General features: G+C 53.7%; 23 protein-coding genes. 22 read left to right on the forward strand and 1 reads right to left on the reverse strand.

Translation table 11 applies throughout. From position 1 onward, the window contains the following. Positions 1-55 precede the first annotated feature (55 nt). The 22 genes from yceD (at position 56) to ABRZ28_RS08250 (ending at position 20,448) form a co-directional block, all read left to right on the forward strand. Entirely contained in the window at positions 56-577 is a 522-nt protein-coding gene (gene yceD / locus ABRZ28_RS08145; protein WP_319603151.1) for a 23S rRNA accumulation protein YceD, read from the forward strand. Positions 578-593: 16 nt separating this feature from the next. After that, a complete protein-coding gene (gene rpmF / locus ABRZ28_RS08150) occupies positions 594-764 on the forward strand; it encodes a 50S ribosomal protein L32 (protein ID WP_239784843.1) in 171 nt (56 codons plus the stop codon). Positions 765-793: 29 nt separating this feature from the next. After that, positions 794-1,840, forward strand: coding sequence for a phosphate acyltransferase PlsX (plsX, locus tag ABRZ28_RS08155; protein ID WP_319603150.1), 1,047 nt, complete (start codon positions 794-796; stop codon positions 1,838-1,840). Positions 1,841-1,846: 6 nt separating this feature from the next. Next, the gene (locus ABRZ28_RS08160) at positions 1,847-2,800 is read left to right on the forward strand and encodes a beta-ketoacyl-ACP synthase III (RefSeq protein WP_319603149.1); all 954 of its coding nucleotides are present in this window, start codon (positions 1,847-1,849) and stop codon (positions 2,798-2,800) included. Between the two features lie 18 nt (positions 2,801-2,818). Beyond that, on the forward strand, positions 2,819-3,748 hold the full coding sequence (fabD, locus tag ABRZ28_RS08165; RefSeq protein ID WP_319603148.1) for an ACP S-malonyltransferase: 930 nt from the start codon (positions 2,819-2,821) through the stop codon (positions 3,746-3,748). A gap of 13 nt (positions 3,749-3,761) precedes the next feature. Next, complete coding sequence (fabG, locus tag ABRZ28_RS08170) at positions 3,762-4,496, forward strand: 3-oxoacyl-ACP reductase FabG (protein ID WP_319603379.1); 735 nt, start codon at positions 3,762-3,764, stop codon at positions 4,494-4,496. Positions 4,497-4,650: 154 nt separating this feature from the next. Continuing rightward, positions 4,651-4,887 (forward strand): acyl carrier protein, encoded by a 237-nt coding sequence (gene acpP / locus ABRZ28_RS08175; RefSeq protein WP_005970506.1) that lies wholly within the window; start codon positions 4,651-4,653, stop codon positions 4,885-4,887. Positions 4,888-4,969: 82 nt separating this feature from the next. Beyond that, entirely contained in the window at positions 4,970-6,211 is a 1,242-nt protein-coding gene (gene fabF / locus ABRZ28_RS08180) for a beta-ketoacyl-ACP synthase II (protein WP_319603147.1), read from the forward strand. Positions 6,212-6,545: 334 nt separating this feature from the next. Next, on the forward strand, positions 6,546-7,343 hold the full coding sequence (pabC, locus tag ABRZ28_RS08185) for an aminodeoxychorismate lyase (protein ID WP_319603146.1): 798 nt from the start codon (positions 6,546-6,548) through the stop codon (positions 7,341-7,343). A 14-nt stretch (positions 7,344-7,357) separates the two neighbouring features. Beyond that, the gene (gene mltG / locus ABRZ28_RS08190) at positions 7,358-8,377 is read left to right on the forward strand and encodes an endolytic transglycosylase MltG (RefSeq protein WP_319603145.1); all 1,020 of its coding nucleotides are present in this window, start codon (positions 7,358-7,360) and stop codon (positions 8,375-8,377) included. After that, the gene (gene tmk, locus ABRZ28_RS08195; protein ID WP_330519978.1) at positions 8,364-9,032 is read left to right on the forward strand and encodes a dTMP kinase; all 669 of its coding nucleotides are present in this window, start codon (positions 8,364-8,366) and stop codon (positions 9,030-9,032) included. The genes mltG and tmk overlap by 14 nt, the downstream gene beginning before the upstream one ends. Next, on the forward strand, positions 9,032-10,045 hold the full coding sequence (gene holB / locus ABRZ28_RS08200; protein ID WP_319603143.1) for a DNA polymerase III subunit delta': 1,014 nt from the start codon (positions 9,032-9,034) through the stop codon (positions 10,043-10,045). The genes tmk and holB overlap by 1 nt, the downstream gene beginning before the upstream one ends. Positions 10,046-10,064: 19 nt before the next feature. After that, on the forward strand, positions 10,065-10,862 hold the full coding sequence (locus ABRZ28_RS08205; RefSeq protein ID WP_319603142.1) for a metal-dependent hydrolase: 798 nt from the start codon (positions 10,065-10,067) through the stop codon (positions 10,860-10,862). Between the two features lie 316 nt (positions 10,863-11,178). Next, a complete protein-coding gene (gene ptsG / locus ABRZ28_RS08210; protein ID WP_319603141.1) occupies positions 11,179-12,612 on the forward strand; it encodes a PTS glucose transporter subunit IIBC in 1,434 nt (477 codons plus the stop codon). Between the two features lie 489 nt (positions 12,613-13,101). Next, the gene (locus ABRZ28_RS08215; protein WP_330519979.1) at positions 13,102-14,205 is read left to right on the forward strand and encodes a glycerol dehydrogenase; all 1,104 of its coding nucleotides are present in this window, start codon (positions 13,102-13,104) and stop codon (positions 14,203-14,205) included. Positions 14,206-14,411: 206 nt separating this feature from the next. Next, positions 14,412-14,768, forward strand: coding sequence for a purine nucleoside phosphoramidase (gene hinT, locus ABRZ28_RS08220; RefSeq protein WP_319603139.1), 357 nt, complete (start codon positions 14,412-14,414; stop codon positions 14,766-14,768). A gap of 80 nt (positions 14,769-14,848) precedes the next feature. Then, entirely contained in the window at positions 14,849-15,424 is a 576-nt protein-coding gene (lpoB, locus tag ABRZ28_RS08225) for a penicillin-binding protein activator LpoB (protein WP_319603138.1), read from the forward strand. Then, positions 15,408-16,268: a phosphotransferase gene (locus tag ABRZ28_RS08230; RefSeq protein ID WP_330519980.1), complete on the forward strand. Its 861-nt coding sequence runs from the start codon at positions 15,408-15,410 to the stop codon at positions 16,266-16,268. The genes lpoB and ABRZ28_RS08230 overlap by 17 nt, the downstream gene beginning before the upstream one ends. Positions 16,269-16,315: 47 nt before the next feature. Further along, positions 16,316-17,344, forward strand: a complete 1,029-nt coding sequence (gene nagZ, locus ABRZ28_RS08235) for a beta-N-acetylhexosaminidase (RefSeq protein ID WP_319603136.1) — start codon at positions 16,316-16,318, stop codon at positions 17,342-17,344. Positions 17,345-17,401: 57 nt separating this feature from the next. Then, positions 17,402-17,944 (forward strand): alpha/beta hydrolase YcfP, encoded by a 543-nt coding sequence (gene ycfP / locus ABRZ28_RS08240; protein WP_319603135.1) that lies wholly within the window; start codon positions 17,402-17,404, stop codon positions 17,942-17,944. A 293-nt stretch (positions 17,945-18,237) separates the two neighbouring features. Beyond that, positions 18,238-19,542 (forward strand): NAD(P)/FAD-dependent oxidoreductase, encoded by a 1,305-nt coding sequence (locus ABRZ28_RS08245; RefSeq protein WP_319603134.1) that lies wholly within the window; start codon positions 18,238-18,240, stop codon positions 19,540-19,542. A 366-nt stretch (positions 19,543-19,908) separates the two neighbouring features. Continuing rightward, positions 19,909-20,448 carry a glycine zipper 2TM domain-containing protein gene (locus tag ABRZ28_RS08250; RefSeq protein WP_319603133.1) on the forward strand — a complete coding sequence of 180 codons (540 nt, stop codon included), beginning with the start codon at positions 19,909-19,911 and terminating at the stop codon, positions 20,446-20,448. An 83-nt stretch (positions 20,449-20,531) separates the two neighbouring features. Here ABRZ28_RS08250 and ABRZ28_RS08255 read toward each other — a convergent pair whose 3' ends face one another. Then, the gene (locus ABRZ28_RS08255) at positions 20,532-21,434 is read right to left on the reverse strand and encodes a glutamate/aspartate ABC transporter substrate-binding protein (RefSeq protein ID WP_330519981.1); all 903 of its coding nucleotides are present in this window, start codon (positions 21,432-21,434) and stop codon (positions 20,532-20,534) included. Positions 21,435-21,500: the final 66 nt, after the last annotated feature.

Genomic DNA, 21,500 nt, shown 5'->3' on the forward strand with positions numbered 1-21,500 from the left:
CTTCACAGCCTTTTTCTTTGACTCTATGTCGTTACGACGTTAATATGCGCGCCCTATGCAAAAGGTAAAATTACCCTTAACCCTTGATGCGGTTCGTACTGCTCAAAAGCGTTTAGATTACATTGGTATTTATGCGCCTGAGCAGGTAACGCGAGTTGCCGAATCAGTGGTGAGTGTGGACGGTGATGTTCAGGCTTCTTTGTCTTTCAATATCGATAACCAGCGCCTGGCGGTGATTAACGGTAGTGCGGATGTGTCGGTCACATTAATGTGCCAGCGCTGCGGAAAGCCATTTGAACATCAGGTTCATGCGACGTTTTGTTTTAGCCCGGTCATCAATGATGAACAGGCCGAAGCTTTACCGGAGGCGTACGAGCCGATCGAAGTTGATGAGTTTGGCGAGGTCGATCTGCTGGCAATGGTTGAAGATGAAATTATTCTGACTCTGCCTATCGCGCCGGTACATGATTCTGAACACTGTGAAGTGTCCGAAGCGGACATGGTGTTCGGCAAACTGCCTACCGAGGCGGAAAAACCGAACCCGTTTGCCGTATTAGCCAGTTTAAAGCGTAAGTAATTAAGGAGTAAGGTCCATGGCCGTACAACAGAACAAACCCACTCGTTCCAAACGTGGTATGCGTCGCGCTCACGATGCGCTGACCACGTCTTCCGTATCCGTAGATAAAGTTTCCGGCGAAACTCACCTGCGTCACCACATCACTGCGGACGGTTACTACCGCGGTCGCAAGGTTATTGCCAAGTAATTCTCGCGAATTATTAGCAAGGCAATACTTTGACACGCCTAACTCTGGCGTTAGATGCGATGGGCGGGGACTTCGGTCCCTGCGTAACAGTGCCTGCTGCATTGCAGGCACTGGCTTCTAATTCAAGTCTCAACCTGATATTAGTTGGCGATCCTGCTGCGATTACTCCATTACTAGCCAAAGTCGATTCTGATTTACTGTCCCGGTTGGAAGTTGTTCCGGCTGAATCGGTTATTGCCAGTGATGCAAGACCGTCGCAGGCTATCCGCGCGAGTCGCGGAACCTCAATGCGAATTGCGCTAGAGCTGATTAAAGATGGAAGAGCCCAGGCTTGCGTCAGCGCGGGCAACACCGGTGCGCTGATGGGACTGGCGAAGCTCCTGATAAAACCGCTTGATGGCATCGAGCGTCCTGCATTGGTCTCCGTGTTGCCTCATCAGCAGCATGGGAAAACCGTGGTGCTGGATCTGGGCGCCAACGTCGAATGCGATAGCACGATGCTGGTTCAGTTCGCGGTCATGGGGTCGGTGATGGCGGAAGAAGTTCTTGGGTTGAAAAATCCGCGAGTGGCGCTGCTGAATATCGGTGAGGAAGAGAGCAAAGGCTTGGACAACATCCGCGATGCGGCGGCCAAATTAAGAAATACGCCTTCGATTAACTATATTGGTTATCTTGAAGGTAACGAATTGTTGACCGGGAAGACGGATGTGATGGTCTGTGACGGGTTTGTGGGTAATGTCACGTTGAAGACAATGGAAGGCGTGGTAAGGATGTTCCTTTCGTTGCTGAAATCTTCATCTTCCGGTACGGAACGCAGGCAAAAACAGTCATGGTGGTTACGATGGCTGGGACGTTTGTTACAAAAACGTTTGGCCAAACGTTTCGGGCATTTGAATCCTGACCAATATAATGGCGCGTGTCTGTTGGGACTACGGGGATCCGTAATCAAAAGTCACGGCGCAGCGAACCAGCGAGCGTTTGCGGTCGCTATCGAGCAGGCAACGCAGGCGGTGCAACGGCAACTTCCAGAGCGGATTGCCGCCCGTCTAGAAGCTGTATTACCCAAGAGTGATTAAGCGTACATGTATACAAAAATAATCGGAACGGGCAGTTTTCTGCCTGAGAAAATCAGGACGAACGCGGATTTAGAGAAGATGGTGGATACGTCTGACGAATGGATCGTCACGCGTACCGGAATTCGTGAACGTCGCATCGCCGCGCCAGATGAAAATGTTGCCACGATGGGCTATCATGCCGCGCAAAAAGCGCTGGAAATGGCGGGCATTGATAAATCGCAGGTGGGTTTATTGATTGTTGCGACGACCTCCTCAAGCCATGCTTTTCCCAGCGCCGCCTGCCAGATTCAGCACTTGTTGGAGATTAAAGATACCATCGCCTTTGATCTGGCTGCGGCCTGTGCGGGATTTACCTATGCGCTTAGCGTCGCCGATCAGTACATTAAAAATGGCGCGGTGGATTATGCCCTGGTTATCGGTTCTGATACCTTGTCGCGCACCCTGGATCCGGAAGATCGCGGTACGCTGATTCTGTTCGGCGACGGCGCCGGCGCCGTTTTACTGTCAGCGTCAGAACAACCCGGCATCCTGTCCACGCATCTGCATGCCGATGGGCGCTACGGCGAGCTGTTGACGTTGCCGCATCCGGAACGCGACCATCCTGAAAAACCGGCCTACCTGACCATGGCCGGCAATGAAGTGTTTAAAGTCGCCGTGACCGAACTGGCGCACATTGTCGAAGAAACGCTGCGCGCGTCGCAACTGGATAAAAGCGAGTTGGATTGGCTGGTACCCCACCAGGCCAATTTGCGTATTATCAGCGCGACGGCAAAAAAATTAGGTATGGGAATGGACAAAGTTGTGGTGACGCTGGATCGTCACGGCAACACATCCGCGGCCTCCGTACCCTCGGCTTTGGATGAAGCCGTGCGCGACGGACGGATAAAACCAGGTCAGCTGGTACTGCTTGAAGCTTTCGGCGGCGGCTTTACCTGGGGTTCTGCGCTGGTTCGTTTTTGATTAAACAGGATTTTTACTATGACGCAATTTGCAATGGTATTCCCCGGTCAGGGATCGCAATCCGTTGGTATGCTGGCGGAACTGGCGGCGGAATATCCGATTGTTACTGAAACATTTGCTCAGGCTTCCGCCGTTTTAGGTTATGACTTGTGGCAGCTTGCCCAGCAAGGACCGGCTGAAGAACTGAATAAAACCTGGCAAACCCAGCCGGCTCTGTTGACGGCGTCTGTTGCTATCTGGCGCGTCTGGCAACAGCAGGGCGGGAAAACGCCAGCGCTGATGGCCGGTCATAGCCTAGGCGAATACTCTGCGCTGGTTTGCGCCGGCGTCATTGATTTCCAGCAGGCGGTGCGTCTGGTTGAATTGCGCGGCAAGCTTATGCAGGAAGCCGTGCCGGAAGGCGCTGGCGCCATGTATGCCATCATTGGCCTTGATAATGACGCCATCGCTAAAGCATGCGAAGAATCCGCGCAAGGGCAGGTGGTCTCGCCGGTGAACTTTAACTCGCCGGGACAGGTCGTGATTGCCGGGAACAAGGAAGCGGTGGAACGCGCCGGCGCGGCCTGTAAAGCGGCGGGCGCCAAACGTGCGCTGCCGCTGCCCGTTAGTGTGCCTTCGCACTGCGCATTGATGGAGCCGGCGGCGAAAAAACTGGCGGTCGCGCTTGAGTCCGTTGATTTTAATGAGCCGAAAATCCCCGTGGTCAATAACGTCGACGCGCGGATTGAAACCTCGCCGGAAGCCATCCGCAGCGCGCTGGTGCGTCAGCTTTACCGTCCGGTGCGCTGGACGGAATGTGTGGAATTCATTGCCTCGCAAGGGGTTGAATCACTGTTGGAAGTCGGGCCGGGCAAAGTCCTGACTGGCTTAACCAAACGAATCGTTGCTACCCTGACAGCTGCCGCGGTGAACGATCCTGCTTCTCTGTCAGTGGCGCTTGAAAAATAAAACGGAGAAGACAATGAGCTTTGAAGGAAAAATTGCGTTGGTAACCGGCGCAAGCCGCGGAATAGGCCGGGCGATCGCTGAAAAACTGGTTGCCCGCGGTGCAAAAGTCATTGGTACTGCAACCAGTGAAAAGGGCGCTGAAGCGATTAGCGCCTGGCTGGGCGAAAACGGTAAAGGTTATGTGCTGAACGTCGCTGATGAGGCTTCAGTAGAAAAAACGTTGGCGGACATTCGCGCCGAGTTTGGCGAGATTGATATTTTGATCAATAACGCCGGCATTACGCGCGATAATCTGCTGATGAGAATGAAAGAAGATGAATGGCAGGATATTCTGGATACCAACCTAACATCGGTATTCCGTCTGTCCAAAGCCGTTCTGCGCGCTATGATGAAAAAACGTTTTGGCCGTATCATTACCATTGGCTCCGTGGTTGGAACCATGGGTAATGCCGGGCAGGCGAACTACGCGGCGGCAAAGGCGGGTCTGATTGGTTTCAGCAAATCTCTTGCGCGCGAAGTGGCTTCCCGTGGTATTACGGTTAACGTTGTCGCGCCGGGTTTTATTGAAACAGATATGACTCAGGCATTGACAGAAGAACAGCGAGCAGGCATTTTGAGCCAGGTTCCCGCTAACCGGCTTGGTGATGCGAAAGAAATCGCCAGTGCTGTTGCATTTTTAGCCTCTGATGAGGCGGGCTACATTACCGGTGAAACATTGCATGTCAACGGCGGCATGTATATGATCTAAAAAGTACGAAAACTATTTGCGTTATTTGCGGCGATAACCGCAAAATAGCACAAAATCGTGGTTCGACCAGCCGGGATTTTGTTGCATCTTTTTCAACATTTTATACACTACGAAAACCATCGCGAAAGCGAGTTTTGATAGGAAATTTAAGAGTATGAGCACTATCGAAGAACGCGTTAAGAAAATCATCGTTGAACAGCTTGGTGTTAAGCAGGAAGAAGTCGTAAACAATGCTTCTTTCGTTGACGACCTCGGCGCTGATTCTCTTGACACTGTTGAGCTGGTAATGGCTCTGGAAGAAGAATTTGATACTGAGATTCCAGACGAAGAAGCCGAAAAAATCACGACTGTTCAGGCAGCCATTGATTTCATTCAGGCTAATCAGCAGTAAGCGAACATATCTAGGCGGTCATTCGACCGCCTAAGTTTTTTTGTCCCGCAGTGTCATATTTTTCCCTCCCTGGAGGACAAGCGTGTCTAAGCGTCGAGTAGTTGTTACCGGACTGGGCATGTTATCTCCTGTCGGCAATACAGTTGAGTCTACCTGGAGTGCTCTTCTTGCCGGTCAGAGTGGTATCAGCCTGATCGACCATTTCGATACTAGTGCCTATGCAACGCGTTTTGCTGGCTTAGTAAAGGATTTTAATTGTGAGGAATTCATTTCGCGCAAAGAAGCCCGCAAAATGGATGCCTTTATTCAATACGGGATCGTCGCCGGCATTCAAGCCATGCAGGATTCCGGTCTTGAAGTAACGGAAGAAAATGCACCGCGTATTGGTGCGGCGATCGGTTCCGGCATCGGCGGTCTGGGTCTCATCGAAGAGAACCACAGTTCGCTGGTGAAGGGCGGTCCGCGTAAAATCAGTCCGTTCTTCGTGCCTTCAACCATTGTTAATATGGTTGCCGGGCATCTCACCATCATGTACGGATTGCGCGGCCCAAGTATTTCCATCGCCACCGCCTGTACGTCCGGCGTGCATAACATCGGTCACGCCGCGCGCATCATCGCTTACAATGATGCCGACGTCATGGTTGCCGGCGGTGCGGAAAAAGCCAGTACGCCGCTGGGCGTCGGCGGTTTCGGCGCGGCGCGCGCATTATCAACCCGTAACGATAACCCTCAGGCGGCAAGTCGTCCGTGGGATAAGGATCGTGACGGTTTCGTACTGGGTGACGGCGCCGGTATCATGGTGCTGGAAGAGTACGAACACGCCAAAAAACGCGGCGCGAAAATTTATGCGGAAATCGTCGGTTTTGGTATGAGCAGCGATGCCTACCATATGACGTCGCCGCCGGCAAATGGCGCCGGGGCCGCGTTGGCGATGGAAAATACGCTGCGCGATGCGGGTATTTCCGCATCCCAAATCGGTTATATCAATGCGCACGGCACGTCCACCGCCGCAGGCGACCGGGCTGAAACGCAGGCGGTGAAGTCGGTGTTTGGCGCGGATGCCGGTCGTGTATTAGTCAGTTCGACGAAATCGATGACCGGACACTTATTGGGCGCGGCCGGGGCGATCGAGTCGATTTTCAGTATCCTTGCGCTGCGCGACCAGGTCGTTCCGCCGACAATCAATCTGGATAATCCGGATGATGAATGCGATCTGGACTTCGTGCCTCACGAAGCGCGCCAGGTCAGCAACCTTGAGTATACGTTGTGTAACTCTTTCGGTTTCGGCGGCACCAACGGTTCGTTGTTATTCCGTAAGGTGTGATCGTCAAATGACCCCCTCCCGGCCTCCCCCTTGGCAGGGGGAGGAGCTAGTCTGCTCCCTCCGCTGTGAGGGGCGGGGCGGGGGCTTGGCCACGAGGTTTGTCTGCAACCTCAAAAAACCCGGTTTCCGGGTTTTTTTTTGTGACGGGCCATCCGTGGCCGTCACCCTTGCGGGCCGTCGCTGTCGCGACGTCAAAAACTTTTCCTGAAAGTTTTTTGTGACGGGCCATCCGTGGCCGTCACCCTTGCGGGCCGGCGCAAATCGGATTGTGCGACTTGTATGAACCTGCGGTTTGCTGGCAAGCTGATGAAACGTGGTTGAAAGGAAGATACGGATGCTCTGGATAAATGGTCAGTTGCAGAAACAACTCGCGGTATCGGATCGCGGCACCCAGTTTGGCGATGGATGTTTTACCACGGCCAGAGTGCGAGATGCCGAGATCGTCTGGCTTGACCGGCATCTGGCTCGGTTGCAGCAGGCGGCGGAGCGTTTGATGCTGCCCGCCATTGACTGGTCGTCATTACGCCAGGAGATGAATCTGGCGGCGCGAGGTCGCAGCGAAGGCATCGTTAAAGTTATTCTTACCCGGGGATCGGGCGGACGAGGATATGGCATTCAGGGCTGCGATAGCCCGACGCGGATTGTGATGCAGGCGGACTATCCCGCTCATTATGCCCGTTGGCGCGAGCAGGGCGTCAGCCTGCGTCTCAGTTCGGTCGCATTAGCCCGAAGTCGGCTGCTGGCGGGTATAAAGCATCTGAATCGCCTGGAACAGATCCTGATTCGTATCGATCTTGAACGGCGCGCGGCCGATGAGGTCTTGGTGCTTGATACCGCCGGGTCGCTAGTGGAATGCTGCGCGGCTAATTTGTTCTGGCGTAAGGGGAAGCGCGTCTATACGCCGGATTTGTCCTATGCCGGCGTGGATGGCGTAGCCAGACAACACATCATTTCACTGCTGGCGGGGTCTGAGTTTGATCTGCATATTGTTACCGAACCGGTAGAGACGCTGGCCGATGCGGATGAGGTGTTCATTAGCAACGCATTAATGCCGATTATTCCCGTAAACCAGGCGCAGTCCTGGTGTTATCGCTCAAGAGAACTCTATCGGTTCCTGAGCCCTAACTGTTAGTCGTTGGTTGATTTATGAAGAGAAAAAAGATTGCTGTGCTGATCGTCGCACTGCTGCTGGCACTGTTCTTTTTGTGGCAGAAAGTCCGGAATTTCGCCAGCTCGCCGCTCGCTATCAAGCAGGAAACCATCTTTACTCTCCCGGCCGGCACGGGTCGTGATGGATTGGAAACATTATTACTGGATCAGAAAGTCATTTCCGACGGTACCTTTTTGCCATGGTTGCTGAAGGCTGAGCCGGAATTAGCGAAATTTAAGGCCGGTACATACCGTTTTACCGCTGGAATGACGGTTCGGCAAATGTTGGCCTTATTGTCCAGCGGTAAAGAGGCGCAGTTCTCCATTCGGTTTGTGGAGGGCTCGCGCCTGAAGGAATGGCTCGAAACGTTGCATCAGTCATCCTATATTAAACATACGCTGACGGATAAGAGCGTGCGGGAGATTGCCGAGCAGCTCGGGATGAAAGATAAACCCAATCCGGAAGGATGGTTTTATCCCGACACCTATCTGTACACGGCCAATACGACCGACCTCGCGTTGCTGCAACGCGCTCACCTGCGCATGAAAAAAACCGTTGATGAAGTATGGCAGGGACGTGAGGAAGGATTACCGTATAAAACGGCGGATGAGCTGTTAACCATGGCTTCGATCGTTGAGAAAGAGACGGCGATCGCGCAAGAGCGTACTCAGGTGGCGTCTGTTTTCATCAACCGCCTGCGCGTCGGCATGCGTTTGCAAACCGATCCAACCGTTATTTATGGCATGGGTGACGCGTATACGGGGGTGATTACCCGCAAGGCGCTGGATACGCCGACGCCGTACAATACCTACGTTATTTCCGGTTTACCGCCAACGCCGATCGCGATGCCGGGAAAAGCGTCTCTGGATGCGGCCGCGCACCCGGCTAAAACGTCATATCTCTACTTTGTGGCGGATGGTAAGGGCGGTCATAGTTTTACCACTAACCTTGCAGACCATAATCGCGCTGTAAGGCTATACCGCTCAGCGGTAAAGGATCGGAATGAGCAACAGTAAATTTATCGTGTTGGAAGGTCTGGAAGGCGCGGGGAAAACCAGCGCCAGGAATGTCGTGGTTGACACGTTGCGCGCATACGGCGTCCATGACGTGGTATTCACGCGTGAGCCGGGCGGCACGCCGTTGGCCGAAAAACTGCGTGAATTGATCAAGCAGGGCATTGCGGATGAAAAAGTAACGGATAAAGCGGAAATTCTGATGCTTTACGCGGCGCGCGTCCAACTGGTCGAAAACGTGATTAAGCCGGCGTTGGCGCGCGGGAGTTGGGTGATCGGCGACCGACACGACCTCTCATCCCAGGCATACCAGGGCGGCGGGCGCGAGATCGATCGGCTGTTGTTGCAGTCGTTGCGTGATACCGTATTGGGCGATTTTCGCCCCGATCTGACGCTTTATCTTGATTTACCGCCCGCCGTCGGTTTGCAACGCGCTCGTCAGCGCGGCGAGCTGGATCGCATTGAGCAGGAGTCATTCGCCTTTTTTGAACGTACCCGCGCGCGTTATCAGGCGCTGGCCGCACAGGACGACAGCATTGTGACGATTGACGCATCACAGCCGATAGAAAAAGTCGGCGTCGATATACAGGCCGAGTTGCGGCGCTGGTTGCAGCGGCAGGGATTGACTTTGCAGACGTTGACGCAGGGTCAGGACTGATGGATTGGTATCCGTGGCTTAATACCTCTTATCGCCAACTGATCGGGCAATATCAGGCGGGAAGGGGGCATCATGCCATCTTGCTGCATGCCTTGCCGGGCATGGGGGATGATTCGCTGGTTTATGCGCTGAGCCGCTGGCTGATGTGTCAGCACCCCGAGGGCATGAAAAGCTGCGGTAAGTGCCATGCCTGCAATTTAATGATGGCGGGAACCCATCCAGACTGGTACGTGCTGAATCCGGAGAAGGGTAAGCACAGCCTGGGGGTCGACCCATTGCGCGACGTGCTGGATAAGCTGTATCAGCATGCCCGGCAGGGCGGCGCCAAAGTGGTCTGGCTGCCGTCGGCCGAGCAACTCACGGAGGCGGCCGCCAATGCGTTGCTGAAAACGCTGGAAGAGCCGCCGCAGGGTACCTACTTTCTGTTTGGTTGTCGGGAACCCGCCCGCTTGTTGGCGACGCTGCGCAGCCGTTGTCTGTATCACTATCTGGATGTGCCGGGCGAAACGCAGAGCGTGCTATGGCTGAATTCCCGCCATAAGAACGACGCGCAGGCGTTGCGAACCGCATTAAGGTTGCAGGCGGGCGCGCCGCTGGCCGCGGAAAAGCTTTTGCAGCCAGAGCGTTGGAAGCAGCGAATCGTATTGTGCCAGACGTTCTCCGCCGCGCTGACTTCGCGCGACCTGCTTTCTTTACTGCCGCAGCTCCACCATGATGATGCCGCCGAGCGTATTCACTGGCTGACGTCGTTGCTGCTGGATGCGATGAAATGGCAGCAAGGGGCGGGCGAGTATCTGGTCAATCAGGATCAAACCGAACTGGTGGCGCATTTGGCCACTGGCGTTGAGAATTCTCAGTTACAGTATGAGCTGCATCAGTGGCTGGCCTGCCGACAACAACTGCTGACGGTCACGGGCGTGAACCGGGAGTTACTGTTGACGGAACGCTTGCTTGATGGCGAGCGCAGCCTGTCCGCGCCTGGCCAACGCGACTTCCATCCATTTTCCGCTTAATTGATTTCGAGTAAATATCATGTTGTTAGTTGATTCTCACTGTCATCTTGACGGACTGGATTACCAGTCCCTACATAAAGATGTGTCTGATGTAGTGGATAAAGCCAGACGTCGCGACGTCGGCTTCATTTTGGCGGTGGCGACGACGTTGCCAGGTTTCCGCGCCATGACCGATCTGATCGGCGAGCGGGACAATGTCGCTTTTTCGTGCGGCGTTCATCCGTTAAATCAGGATGAGCCCTATGATTACGCCGAGTTACGTCAGCTTGCGGCGTCCAGCCAGGTTGTGGCGCTGGGAGAGACGGGGCTGGATTATCACTATCAGGCAGAGACGAAAGCGCAACAGCAGGCGTCTTTTCGTGAACATATCCGCATCGGCAACCAGTTGAACAAACCGGTGATTGTCCATACCCGGTCTGCGCGCGCCGACACGCTGGCTATTTTAAAGGAAGAGCAGGTAGAGCGGTGCGGCGGCGTCCTGCATTGTTTTACCGAAGATTTAGCCACCGCCAGAACCCTGTTGGATATGGGATTCTATATTTCATTTTCCGGTATCGTCACCTTCCGTAATGCGGAGGAATTGCGTGATGTCGCGCGCTACGTGCCGTTGGATCGCATGCTGGTCGAAACCGACTCACCCTGGCTCGCGCCCGTGCCTTTCCGCGGGCAGGAAAATCAGCCCGCCAACGTACGTGACGTGGCGGAGTATTTAGCCATATTGAAAGGCGTTGAGTTGGAAAAACTGGCGCAAGCCACTACCGCGAATTTCTGCCAGCTGTTTCACATTGATCCCGCAAGGTTGACCACTGCGCGATAGTGGTTGAGAATAGCCGAGTTTTTTTGGACCGTGTAATTAATCGAGACGAATGCACAATCTGACTGGCTTTTACGTCGCCAGGATTGTGCGTTTTTTAGTAAAGCGTTATGTATGCGCTTAAATTGTGACCTGTTTTCACTTGTTGGATTGTTGAAACGTGATAGCTGTCAAACATTGATCACGCTATTTATTTTACTCTGCGTAAAAATTAAAAGGGGGCTATGACACCCCTCACTTGTAAAGGGTATCCTCCCCACCTTTATGTACATATAAGCATCAGAAGTAAAAGCACCATTACTCAGGAGCACACTCAATTATGTTCAAGAATGCATTCGCAAACCTGCAAAAAGTAGGTAAGTCGCTAATGCTGCCGGTATCCGTATTGCCTATCGCAGGTATTCTGCTGGGCGTCGGGTCGGCAAATTTTAGTTGGCTGCCAGCCATTGTTTCTCATGTTATGGCGGAGGCCGGCGGGTCTGTTTTCGCCAACATGCCGTTGATTTTTGCTATCGGCGTGGCGTTGGGCTTCACCAACAATGATGGCGTGTCTGCTCTGGCTGCCGTTGTGGCGTACGGCATTATGGTGAAAACCATGGCGGTGGTCGCGCCGCTGGTTCTGCATTTACCTGCGCAAGAGATTCAGGCTCAGCACCTTGCTGATACCGGGGTGTTAGGCGGTATTATCGCGGGCTCGGTCGCGGCGTACATGTTTAATCGTTTCTACCGTATTAAACTGCCTGAATATCTTGGCTTCTTTGCCGGCAAGCGTTTCGTTCCGATCATTTCCGGTCTGGCGGCGATTTTCCTGGGCGTTGTCCTGTCATTCGTCTGGCCGCCGATTGGTCGCGCTATCCAGACGTTCTCTCAATGGGGCGCGTATCAGAACCCGGTGGTGGCGTTTGGTCTGTATGGCCTGGTTGAACGTTCCCTGGTGCCGTTCGGTCTGCACCATATCTGGAACGTGCCTTTCCAGATGCAAATCGGCGAATATACCAACGCGGCCGGTCAGGTGTTCCACGGCGATATCCCGCGTTACATGGCGGGCGACCCGACCGCGGGTAAATTGTCCGGCGGCTTCCTGTTCAAAATGTATGGCTTACCTGCCGCGGCTATTGCTATCTGGCACTCAGCCAAACCGGAAAATCGCGCCAAAGTGGGCGGGATCATGATCTCCGCGGCGCTGACGGCATTCCTGACCGGTATCACCGAACCTATCGAATTCTCGTTCCTGTTCGTTGCGCCGATTCTGTATGTGATCCATGCGATTCTGGCCGGTCTGGCGTTCCCGATCTGTATCCTGCTGGATATGCGCGACGGCACCAGTTTCTCTCACGGTCTGATTGACTTTATCGTGTTGAGCGGCAACGGTCATAATCTGTGGTATTTCCCGATCGTCGGTCTGGGTTATGCACTTGTCTACTATGCGATTTTCCGTTTGTTGATCGTCAAACTGAACCTGAAAACCCCCGGTCGCGAAGATACCTCCGCCGAGCAGGTAGTGACAGGCGGTTCTGAAATGGCTGGCGCGCTGGTTAACGCCTTCGGCGGTAAAGATAACATCACCAATCTGGATGCCTGTATTACCCGTTTGCGTGTGAGCGTAGCCGATGTGTCAAAAGTCGATCAGGCTGGTTTGAAACAGTTGGGTGCTGCCGGCGTCGTTGTTGCGGGTTCAGGCGTTCAGGCCATTTTCGGCACCAAGTCCGACAACCTGAAGACCGATATGGACGATTTCATCCGTAATAGCTAATTAGTTAGTTGGGGAGATTCAACACGGCTAATGCCGGTCACTTAAGGTGTCCGGCATTTTTTTTAATGGATATGCCGAACACCCACCTTGATTTCTCTGCGATCATTCCCTGCCCGCCGCCGCGTGAATACCCGGCAGCAACGCTCACCGTTCCAGACGCGCCATTTTCCGCCTTAACCGAAGAAAAGCCTGATTGATTTATTAGGTTATTTAATGTTATTCGATGGCGGCCGGCAGAAAAAATTCCCTCTCAGTCGCTCGATGAACTGTCTGTATCGTCGGTATAGCGCGATAGTTGAACGAAAATGCGGCTCGTTCCAGGATCATTCCCTTTCATGATGCTATATGCATTCAGCTATTCATATCAATAATACTTAAGTTTTCGTCTGGGTTGATCCAGATCAATTCAGGGAGAGCTTCCATTTGATTCAACCGGATTCAAATATCTATAGTTTTTTTAAAAATTTTTTACAAAAAAGGGAATTATTTATGTCTAGTCATCGCTCAATATCTTCACCGAAAAAATTCATCATCGCAAAAGATCTGCTGTTGGACCCCAGCGCATATATTAAAGACTTTGGTCATCAGGCCCTTATTATCTGCGACGTTTTTTTTCTGGAGACGGTCAATTCAACCACTAAATTTAACCTGCAAAAAAATGATGTCGCCGGCGTTATAGAGAAATTCGCGGGCGAATGCACGCAAAAAGAAGTCGACCGCCTGTGTGCAATAAGAGAAAAAAACGGTTGCGACGTCATCGTCGGCATCGGCGGCGGGAAAACATTGGATGCGGCGAAAGCCGTTGCCTACCAACATAAAAAACCTGTCGTCATTGTTCCAACCATTGCGTCCACCGACGCTCCCTGTACCGCCCTGTCTGTTCTCTACAAAGAAAACGGCGAATTTGATAAGTACCTGTTCCTGCCGGAAAATCCGGATACCGTCTTAGCCGATCCAAACGTTTTGGTGAAAGCGCCGGCGCGTTTTTTCTCCGCGGGCATCGGCGATGCGTTAGCCACCTATTTTGAAGCCCGCGCCTGCTACGCCGCCGACGGTCTGAATCTGATTTTAAGAAAACCTTCGATAACCGGTATGGCCATCGCCAAACTGTGCTTCGAGCAACTGAAAGCCAACGTCGAGCAGGCGATGATTTGCGTGGAAAATAAAGTCAGCTCGCCCGCTTTTGAAGCCTGCCTGGAGGCCACTATTTACAACAGCGGCGTGGGCGCGGAGTCCGGCGGTTTGGCGGCGGCTCATGCGGTGAACAACGGCATGTCCGTGGTGCCGGAACTGCATAGGGCGCAGCACGGCGAAAAAGTGGTTTTCGGTCTTTTAACGCAGTTGGTGCTGGAAAATGCGCCGCAAGCGGAGCTGGGAGAAGTCATCCAGATTATCAAACTCGCCAAACTGCCGCTGTGCCTGGAAGATTTTGGTCTGACGCAGTGGAAAGAAAAAGATTGGCGCGCCGTTGCTGAAGTCGCCTGCGCAGAAGGCGACACGATGACCAACATGGTAAAAAAAGTCACGGCGAACGATGTCTATGACGCCATGAAGATTGCAGACTCGCTGGGTAAATATTATCGCGATAAATAAGCGGCCAATACCGATCGTCTAAGGGCGATGAGTCGACGAAGTGTGTATGTAAAAAGGTTCATGACTTTCATGAGCCTTTTTTATGGCGTCGCTGGCGAAATATCCATTTGCCACAGAAATCGTCGAAGAAGGTTGAAAGAAACGGAATATCTCACTCATACTGCCTGTACAATCTCATCCGAGTCTGTTTTAAAAGGAAATCAATCATGGCTGAAGAGACTATTTTTAGTAAAATTATCCGCCGGGAAATTCCTGCCGACATCCTGTATCAGGATGAACTGGTCACCGCTTTTCGTGATATCGCGCCGCGTACGCCGACGCATGTTCTGATCGTACCCAATGTCTTGATCCCTACGGTTAACGATACGACGGCCGAGCATGAAGCCGCATTGGGACGGATGATTACGGTGGCCGGGAAAATCGCGCGGCAGGAAGGGATTGCGGACGACGGTTATCGTCTGATCATCAACTGCAACCGACACGGCGGGCAAGAGGTTTACCATATTCACATGCATTTGCTCGGCGGTCAGGTATTAGGGCCATTACTTTCAGATCGCGTCTAATTCGGCAGGCCAATATTCGTCGACCATGTTGAACATGGGCGTGCCGACGGATGCCGGGAGCCAGGGGGTAAAGAAGAAACATGAAAAAGTATCTATGGGTGATATTGGCTGCGCTGGTGCTGACGGGGTGTCCTAGCCGACCGCCGGAACCCACGGAGCCGCCAGCGACGATTGAACCGGTCGAGCCGCCGCCGCCGTCGACGCCGCCGCCGAGCGAACAGGTTCCGACGCCGCCTAAAATTCAGACGTTGAATTGGGGCGCCAGTATCGAGCCGCTGGTCGCCCGGATGCTGAAAGCCGACGGCGTGACGCAGGGCAGTATTCTGCTGCTGGACAGCGTGAAAAATAACACCAACGGCGCGTTGCAGACGGCGAAAGCCACCAATGCGCTGTACAATGCGCTGTCGTCCAGTCAGACCTTTACGCTGGTGCCGCGGGAGCAGGTCGCCACGGCGAAACAAACCTTAGGGCTATCGGTTGACGACAGTCTGGGATCACGCAGTAAGGCGATTGGGCTGGCTCGCTATGTTAGCGCGCAGTATGTGCTGTACAGCGACGTGAGCGGCGATGTGAAATCACCGGTGCTGGATATGCAACTGATGCTGGTGCAGACCGGGGAAATTGTTTGGTCGGGCAGCGGTGCGGTACAACAGTAAACAGCAGATTGCCGATGTTCTTGGCAGACGTTTTCCGGCGGCAGAGTCCGCCGGTTTTCGTTTTGAACCCATTAGCGGACTAAGCAGTGAAAGCTGGCGAGTAAGCGCGCCGGGATTCGATGGACTGGCGCGACCGCAGTCGGCGTCCGGTCGTCTGTCCGGCGTCGATCGTCAGCGGGAGTTTCACCTGTTGCGGCAGATGGCGGCGGCGGGATTAGCGCCTCGTCCGCTACTGTGGGAGAAGGGCTGGTTAATTGTCGAGTGGGTGCCGGGGCGCGTCGCCACGGCGGCGGAGTTTTCCGCATTGCTGAATAACGGCGAGCTGGCGCGTTATCTTGCCGTTATTCATCAACGGCCGCGCAGCGGTTATCCGTTAACGTTGCCGCCCCTGTTCGCCCTTTATTGGCAAAGGATGGACGCTGGCCGGCGTTCACCGGCGCTGTTGCGGCTTCACCAACATTTCCAGCGGCAGGCGCCGCCGAAACCGCTGGGCGTTGCGCCGTTGCACCTGGATGTTCACGCGGAAAATCTGTTGCTGACGGGTGAAAAAATCATGCTCATCGACTGGGAGTATGCGGCGGACGGCGATATTGCGCTGGAATTGGCGTTTATTGCGCGCGCCAATCAACTGGACGCCGCAACGCAACGGCGTTTTTTACAACGCTACCGCCAACAGCGTCCAGGTTTTTCCCTCGCGGACCTTCAACGACAGACTGAACGCTGGTTGCCGTGGGTCGATTATCTGGTGTTGATGTGGCACGAAATACGCTGGCGGCAAACCAGACAGGACAAATTTCTGCGAGCGCTGGTGCCGCTGCGTCGACAACTGGGGCTAAATGAGTAGCCGCGCTCGTACAAGTATCAACGACGTAAACAATGAATGAGGTTTTCGTGGGCCCGGTAATGTTAGATGTCGCCAGCTATGAGCTGGATGCGGAAGATAGAGAAATATTAGCCCATCCGCTGGTGGGCGGTTTGATTCTGTTTACCCGCAATTTTCATGATGCGGAACAGCTGCGCGAACTGGTGCGCCAGATTCGTTCGGCATCGCGCGAGCGCTTGGTGGTGGCGGTCGATCAGGAAGGCGGCCGGGTGCAGCGCTTCCGCGAAGGGTTTACCCGGTTGCCGGCCGCGCAGGCGTTTGCCGCGTTGAACGCCGAAGGCGAAGCCTGCCGGCTGGCGCAGGAGGCCGGCTGGTTGATGGCGGCGGAAATGATCTCGATGGATATTGATATCAGTTTTGCGCCGGTGCTGGACATCGGCCACAACAGCGCCGCCATCGGCGAACGTTCGTTTCATGAACGGCCGGAAACCGCGTTGGCGGTGGCGAACAGTTTTATCAGCGGCATGCACAGCGCCGGTATGAAAGCGACGGGTAAACATTTTCCTGGTCATGGCGCGGTCAGCGCGGATTCCCATAAAGAGACGCCGGTGGATCCCCGCCCGCTGGAGGAAATCCGGTCGCATGATATGCTGATTTTCAAGACGTTGATTCAACAGCGGCAGTTGGATGCGATTATGCCGGCCCATGTGATCTATACCGCCGCCGATCCGCGTCCCGCCAGCGGATCGCCGTTTTGGTTAAAGCAGATATTGCGTCAGGAATTGGGCTTTAACGGCATCATCTTTTCCGATGACCTGTCGATGGAGGGCGCGGCGGTGATGGGGAGCTATCCTGAGCGGGCGCAGGCCTCGCTGGACGCCGGATGCGACATGATTTTGGCTTGCAACAACCGGCAAGGCGCGGTAAGTGTTTTGGATAATCTGTCCCCGGTCAAAGCGGAGCAACTGACCAGCCTATATCATCGGGGTTCGTTCTCCCGTCGACAACTGTTGGATTCGTCGCGCTGGAAGCAGGCCAATCAGACGCTTACGGCGCTAAGCGAGCGTTGGCAGGCATACAAGGACGAGAGGAAATAAGATCTTCCGCTACACCGCCCGCGGCGCGGTGTAGCCAAAATAGTGGTGAGGATTCAGATGATTATCTACTTGCATGGTTTTGATTCGACCAGTCCCGGCAACCATGAAAAAGTGTTGCAGCTTGAGTTCATTGATGATGACGTGCGGCTGTTAAGCTACAGCACGCTGCATCCGCGTCATGATATGCAACACCTGTTGAAACAGGTCGATAAAATGATTCAGCAGGCCGATGACGACTCTCCGCTGATATGCGGCGTCGGGCTGGGCGGTTTTTGGGCCGAACGGGTTGGTTTCCTGTGTGCTATCCGGCAGGTGATTTTCAATCCCAACCTTTTCCCGCATGAGAATATGCACGGTAAGATCGATCGGCCCGAAGAGTATCTGGACATCGCGACGAAATGCGTCGCCGATTTCCGCGAGAAGAATCGCGATCGCTGCCTGGTGATGCTGTCGCGTGAGGATGAAATGCTGGATAGCCAGCGCAGCGCGCAGCTGCTGGGGAACTATTATCCGATTGTGTGGGATGATGAACAAACGCATAAATTCAAAAGCATCTCGACGCATTTACAGCGCATAAAGGCATTTAAATCGCCTGACTGACCGTCAAACCGTCATCTTCCGTTAGTCGTCGCGACAAGATTATCGCCGGTGACGGCGTCACTTTTTGTCGGCAGGTAAATCCTTATAATCCTCTGAAATAAAAAGAAAAATTCTAACGCTCTCAGCATGAGTATGAAAATAAATTGATATATATCAATTTTGGTATGACCAAATGACCTGACATGATATTCTTGCCGCAGATATTGAGTTTAACTTACGCGAACCCTATGTAATATAAGGATATTATAGTTAACCCTATATTAACTAACGGTTCACAATTCAGGGGGGTCATTTTGACATCACCAATTAAAAAAATTGTTATTGTCGGTGGGGGAGCCGGTGGACTTGAACTGGCAACCAGTCTGGGTCACAAACTGGGTCGTAAGAAAAAGGCGGAAATCACGCTGGTGGATCGTAATCACAGCCATCTGTGGAAGCCGCTGCTGCATGAAGTGGCAACCGGATCGCTGGATGACGATATGGATGCGCTGAGCTATCTGGCTCATGCTCGTAACCATCACTTTCAGTTCCAGTTGGGTATGCTGACGGATATCAACCGTGAGGAGCAGACTATTCAACTGGCCGAAATCCGTGATGAGGCAGGCGAACTGCTGGTCGCGGCCCGCAAAGTCGCTTATGACATCCTGGTCGTCGCGCTTGGCAGCACCTCCAATGATTTCGGTACGCCAGGGGTCAAAGACCACTGTATATTCCTGGACAACCCGAAACAGGCGCGACGTTTCCATAACGAAATGCTGAACCTGTTCCTGAAATTCACCGCCAATACGGAAGAAAAAGAGCGGGTAAATATCGCCATCGTCGGCGGCGGCGCCACCGGAGTCGAATTGTCGGCGGAACTGCATAATGCGGTGAAACAGCTGCACAGCTACGGTTTTGACGGTCTGGACAATGAGACGTTGAACGTCACGCTGGTTGAAGCCGGCGAGCGTATTCTGCCGGCGCTGCCGCCGCGCATTTCTGCCGCGGCGCATCAGGAACTGACGAATATCGGCGTGAGAGTCCTGACCAAAACAATGGTCACCAGCGCGGAAGCCGGCGGCTTGAACACCAAAGACGGCGAGTTCATTGAAGCCGATCTGATGGTGTGGGCGGCCGGGATTAAGGCGCCGGATGCCATGAAGGATATTGCCGGTCTGGAAACCAATCGCATTAACCAACTGGTCGTCGAGCCGACGTTGCAGACCACTCGCGATGCCAATATTTTCGCGATTGGCGATTGCGCTTCCTGCCCGCAGGAAGGCGGCGGTTTTGTTCCTCCGCGCGCGCAGGCCGCACACCAGATGGCGTCACGCTGCTACGCCAACATTCTGGCGTTATTGAACGGACAGACGTTGAAGCCGTATGTGTATAAAGATCACGGCTCGCTGGTTTCATTATCCAAATTCAGTACGGTCGGCAGCTTGATGGGCAACCTGATGCGCGGCTCGGTGATGGTGGAAGGGCGCATTGCGCGTTTTGTTTATATTTCGCTGTATCGTATGCACCAGATTGCGCTGCACGGCTATATAAAAACCGGTCTGATGATGTTGGTCGGCGGTATCAACCGGGTTATTCGTCCCCGCCTTAAACTACATTAATGCCGCGCCGGGATACCGGCCTCTCCCCGGGGTAAGGCGGCCTGAAGCCGAACCTTGCCCCGTCTTCCGTTATCCGATTTCATGGCGCGACGATGTGATTCCGCACGGCCGTTTCCGCATCATTCAGAATAAAATATCGTTTCATTAGAGCTTCTCGTTAAGAAAAATCCCAATTTGTGTTTTTACATTATGAAAATAACATATTTGGTTAATTAGTCTTATTGCGGGAATCACGATCATTGTGCAGACTTCCCACTGTTTATTGGCGACGTAGGACGTCGCCTATTCTGAAGTGACACATTCAGATAAACCTGCGGAATCATCGCGGCAGACGCGATGCGTAGCAATATATTCGGGAGGTATCCTGTGAACAAATCAATGTTAGCGGGTGTTGGTATCGGCGTGGCTGCGGCATTGGGCGTGGCCACGGTGGCGAGTATGGATGTTTTTTCATCTAAACCGCAGTTTGCGCAGGTGCTGACGGCAACACCCATCAAAGAGACGATCAAGACGCCTCGTCAGGAGTGCCGTAGCGTTAATGTCACCCAGCGTCGTCCGGTTCAGGACGAGCATAAAATCGCGGGTTCGGTACTGGGCGCGGTGGCAGGCGGCGTATTAGGCCATCAGATCGGCGGCGGTCGCGGTCAGGATGTGGCGACGGTGGCGGGCGCGCTGGCGGGCGGCTATGCCGGGAATAAAGTGCAGGGCAGTATGCAGGAGAACGACACTTACACCACGACGCAGCAACGCTGCCAGACGGTATATGACAAATCACAAAAAGTTCTGGGCTATGACGTCACCTATAAAATCGGCGACCAGCAGGGGAAAATTCGTATGGACCGCGATCCCGGAACACAGATCCCGGTCGATAAAAACGGCCAGCTGATCCTTAACCAACAGAGCTGATACGCTTCAGCCTGAACGCTCTCCATTACGTTGCCCGGTACGCCGGGCAACGTCCTCTAAGCGTTTCCTGTCTTGTAAGCCGGTTACAGAATACGATCGTTCGGCGCTTTAAACAGCGCCTGCATATCGTCGGAAATGGCAAAATTCATGTTGATGTTCTTGGGCGGAATCGGTTGGGTGAACCAGCGCTGATACCATTTTTCCGCTTCGCCGCTGGTCTGCGCCTGGGCGATGATATTATCCATCAGTCGCTTAAACTCGGGATCGTGCTTACGCAGCATGCAGCCATAGGCTTCGTGAGATTGCGGGGTGCCGACGATATCCCACTGATCCGGTTTCTTCGCCTTGGCGCGCTCGCCGGCCAGTAGCGGATCGTCCATGTAGAATGCGACCGCGCGCCCGCTTTCCAATGTGCGGAAGGCATCGCTGTGATCTTTGGCGGAGATGATGCGCATCTTCATATTATCTTTATCATTCAACTGGTTAAGCAGAATTTCGTTGGTGGTGCCGGCGGTGGTGACGACCGGTTTCCCCGCCAGATCCGCGAAGTCTTTAATGCCGCCGCCTTTCTTGACCAATAATCGTCCCCCGACGATAAAAATAGAGTTGGAAAAGGCCACCTGTTGCTGGCGCTCCGCATTATTGGTGGTGGAGCCGCATTCAAAATCAATGGTTCCGTTTTGCAATAATGGAATTCGCGCCTGTGAGGTAATCGGCAGCAATTTTACCGTCAGGTTGGGCATTCCCAACTGCTTTTTCACTGCCTCGACGATCGCATTTGAGTATTCCTGCGAATAGCCGACCACCTTCTGGTTATTGTCATAATAGGAAAAGGGTACGGAGGATTCGCGGTGTCCGACGACGATAATGCCGGTTTGCTGTATTTTTTTAAGCGTCTCGGCCGGCGCGGCGCCGGTATCCTCGGCATTGGCCGCATTGCAGGCCACGCCAATCAACAGTATTGAGACAAGTGTTTGTTTTTTCATTCAGGGGTTCCGTTGTGTTCTGTGAGCTGTCGCGACAGCGAGTGACGCCAGCGCCGACTCGTTGTC

Source organism: Brenneria sp. g21c3, assembly GCF_040240345.1.
In the GTDB taxonomy this organism is placed as follows: domain Bacteria; phylum Pseudomonadota; class Gammaproteobacteria; order Enterobacterales; family Enterobacteriaceae; genus Brenneria.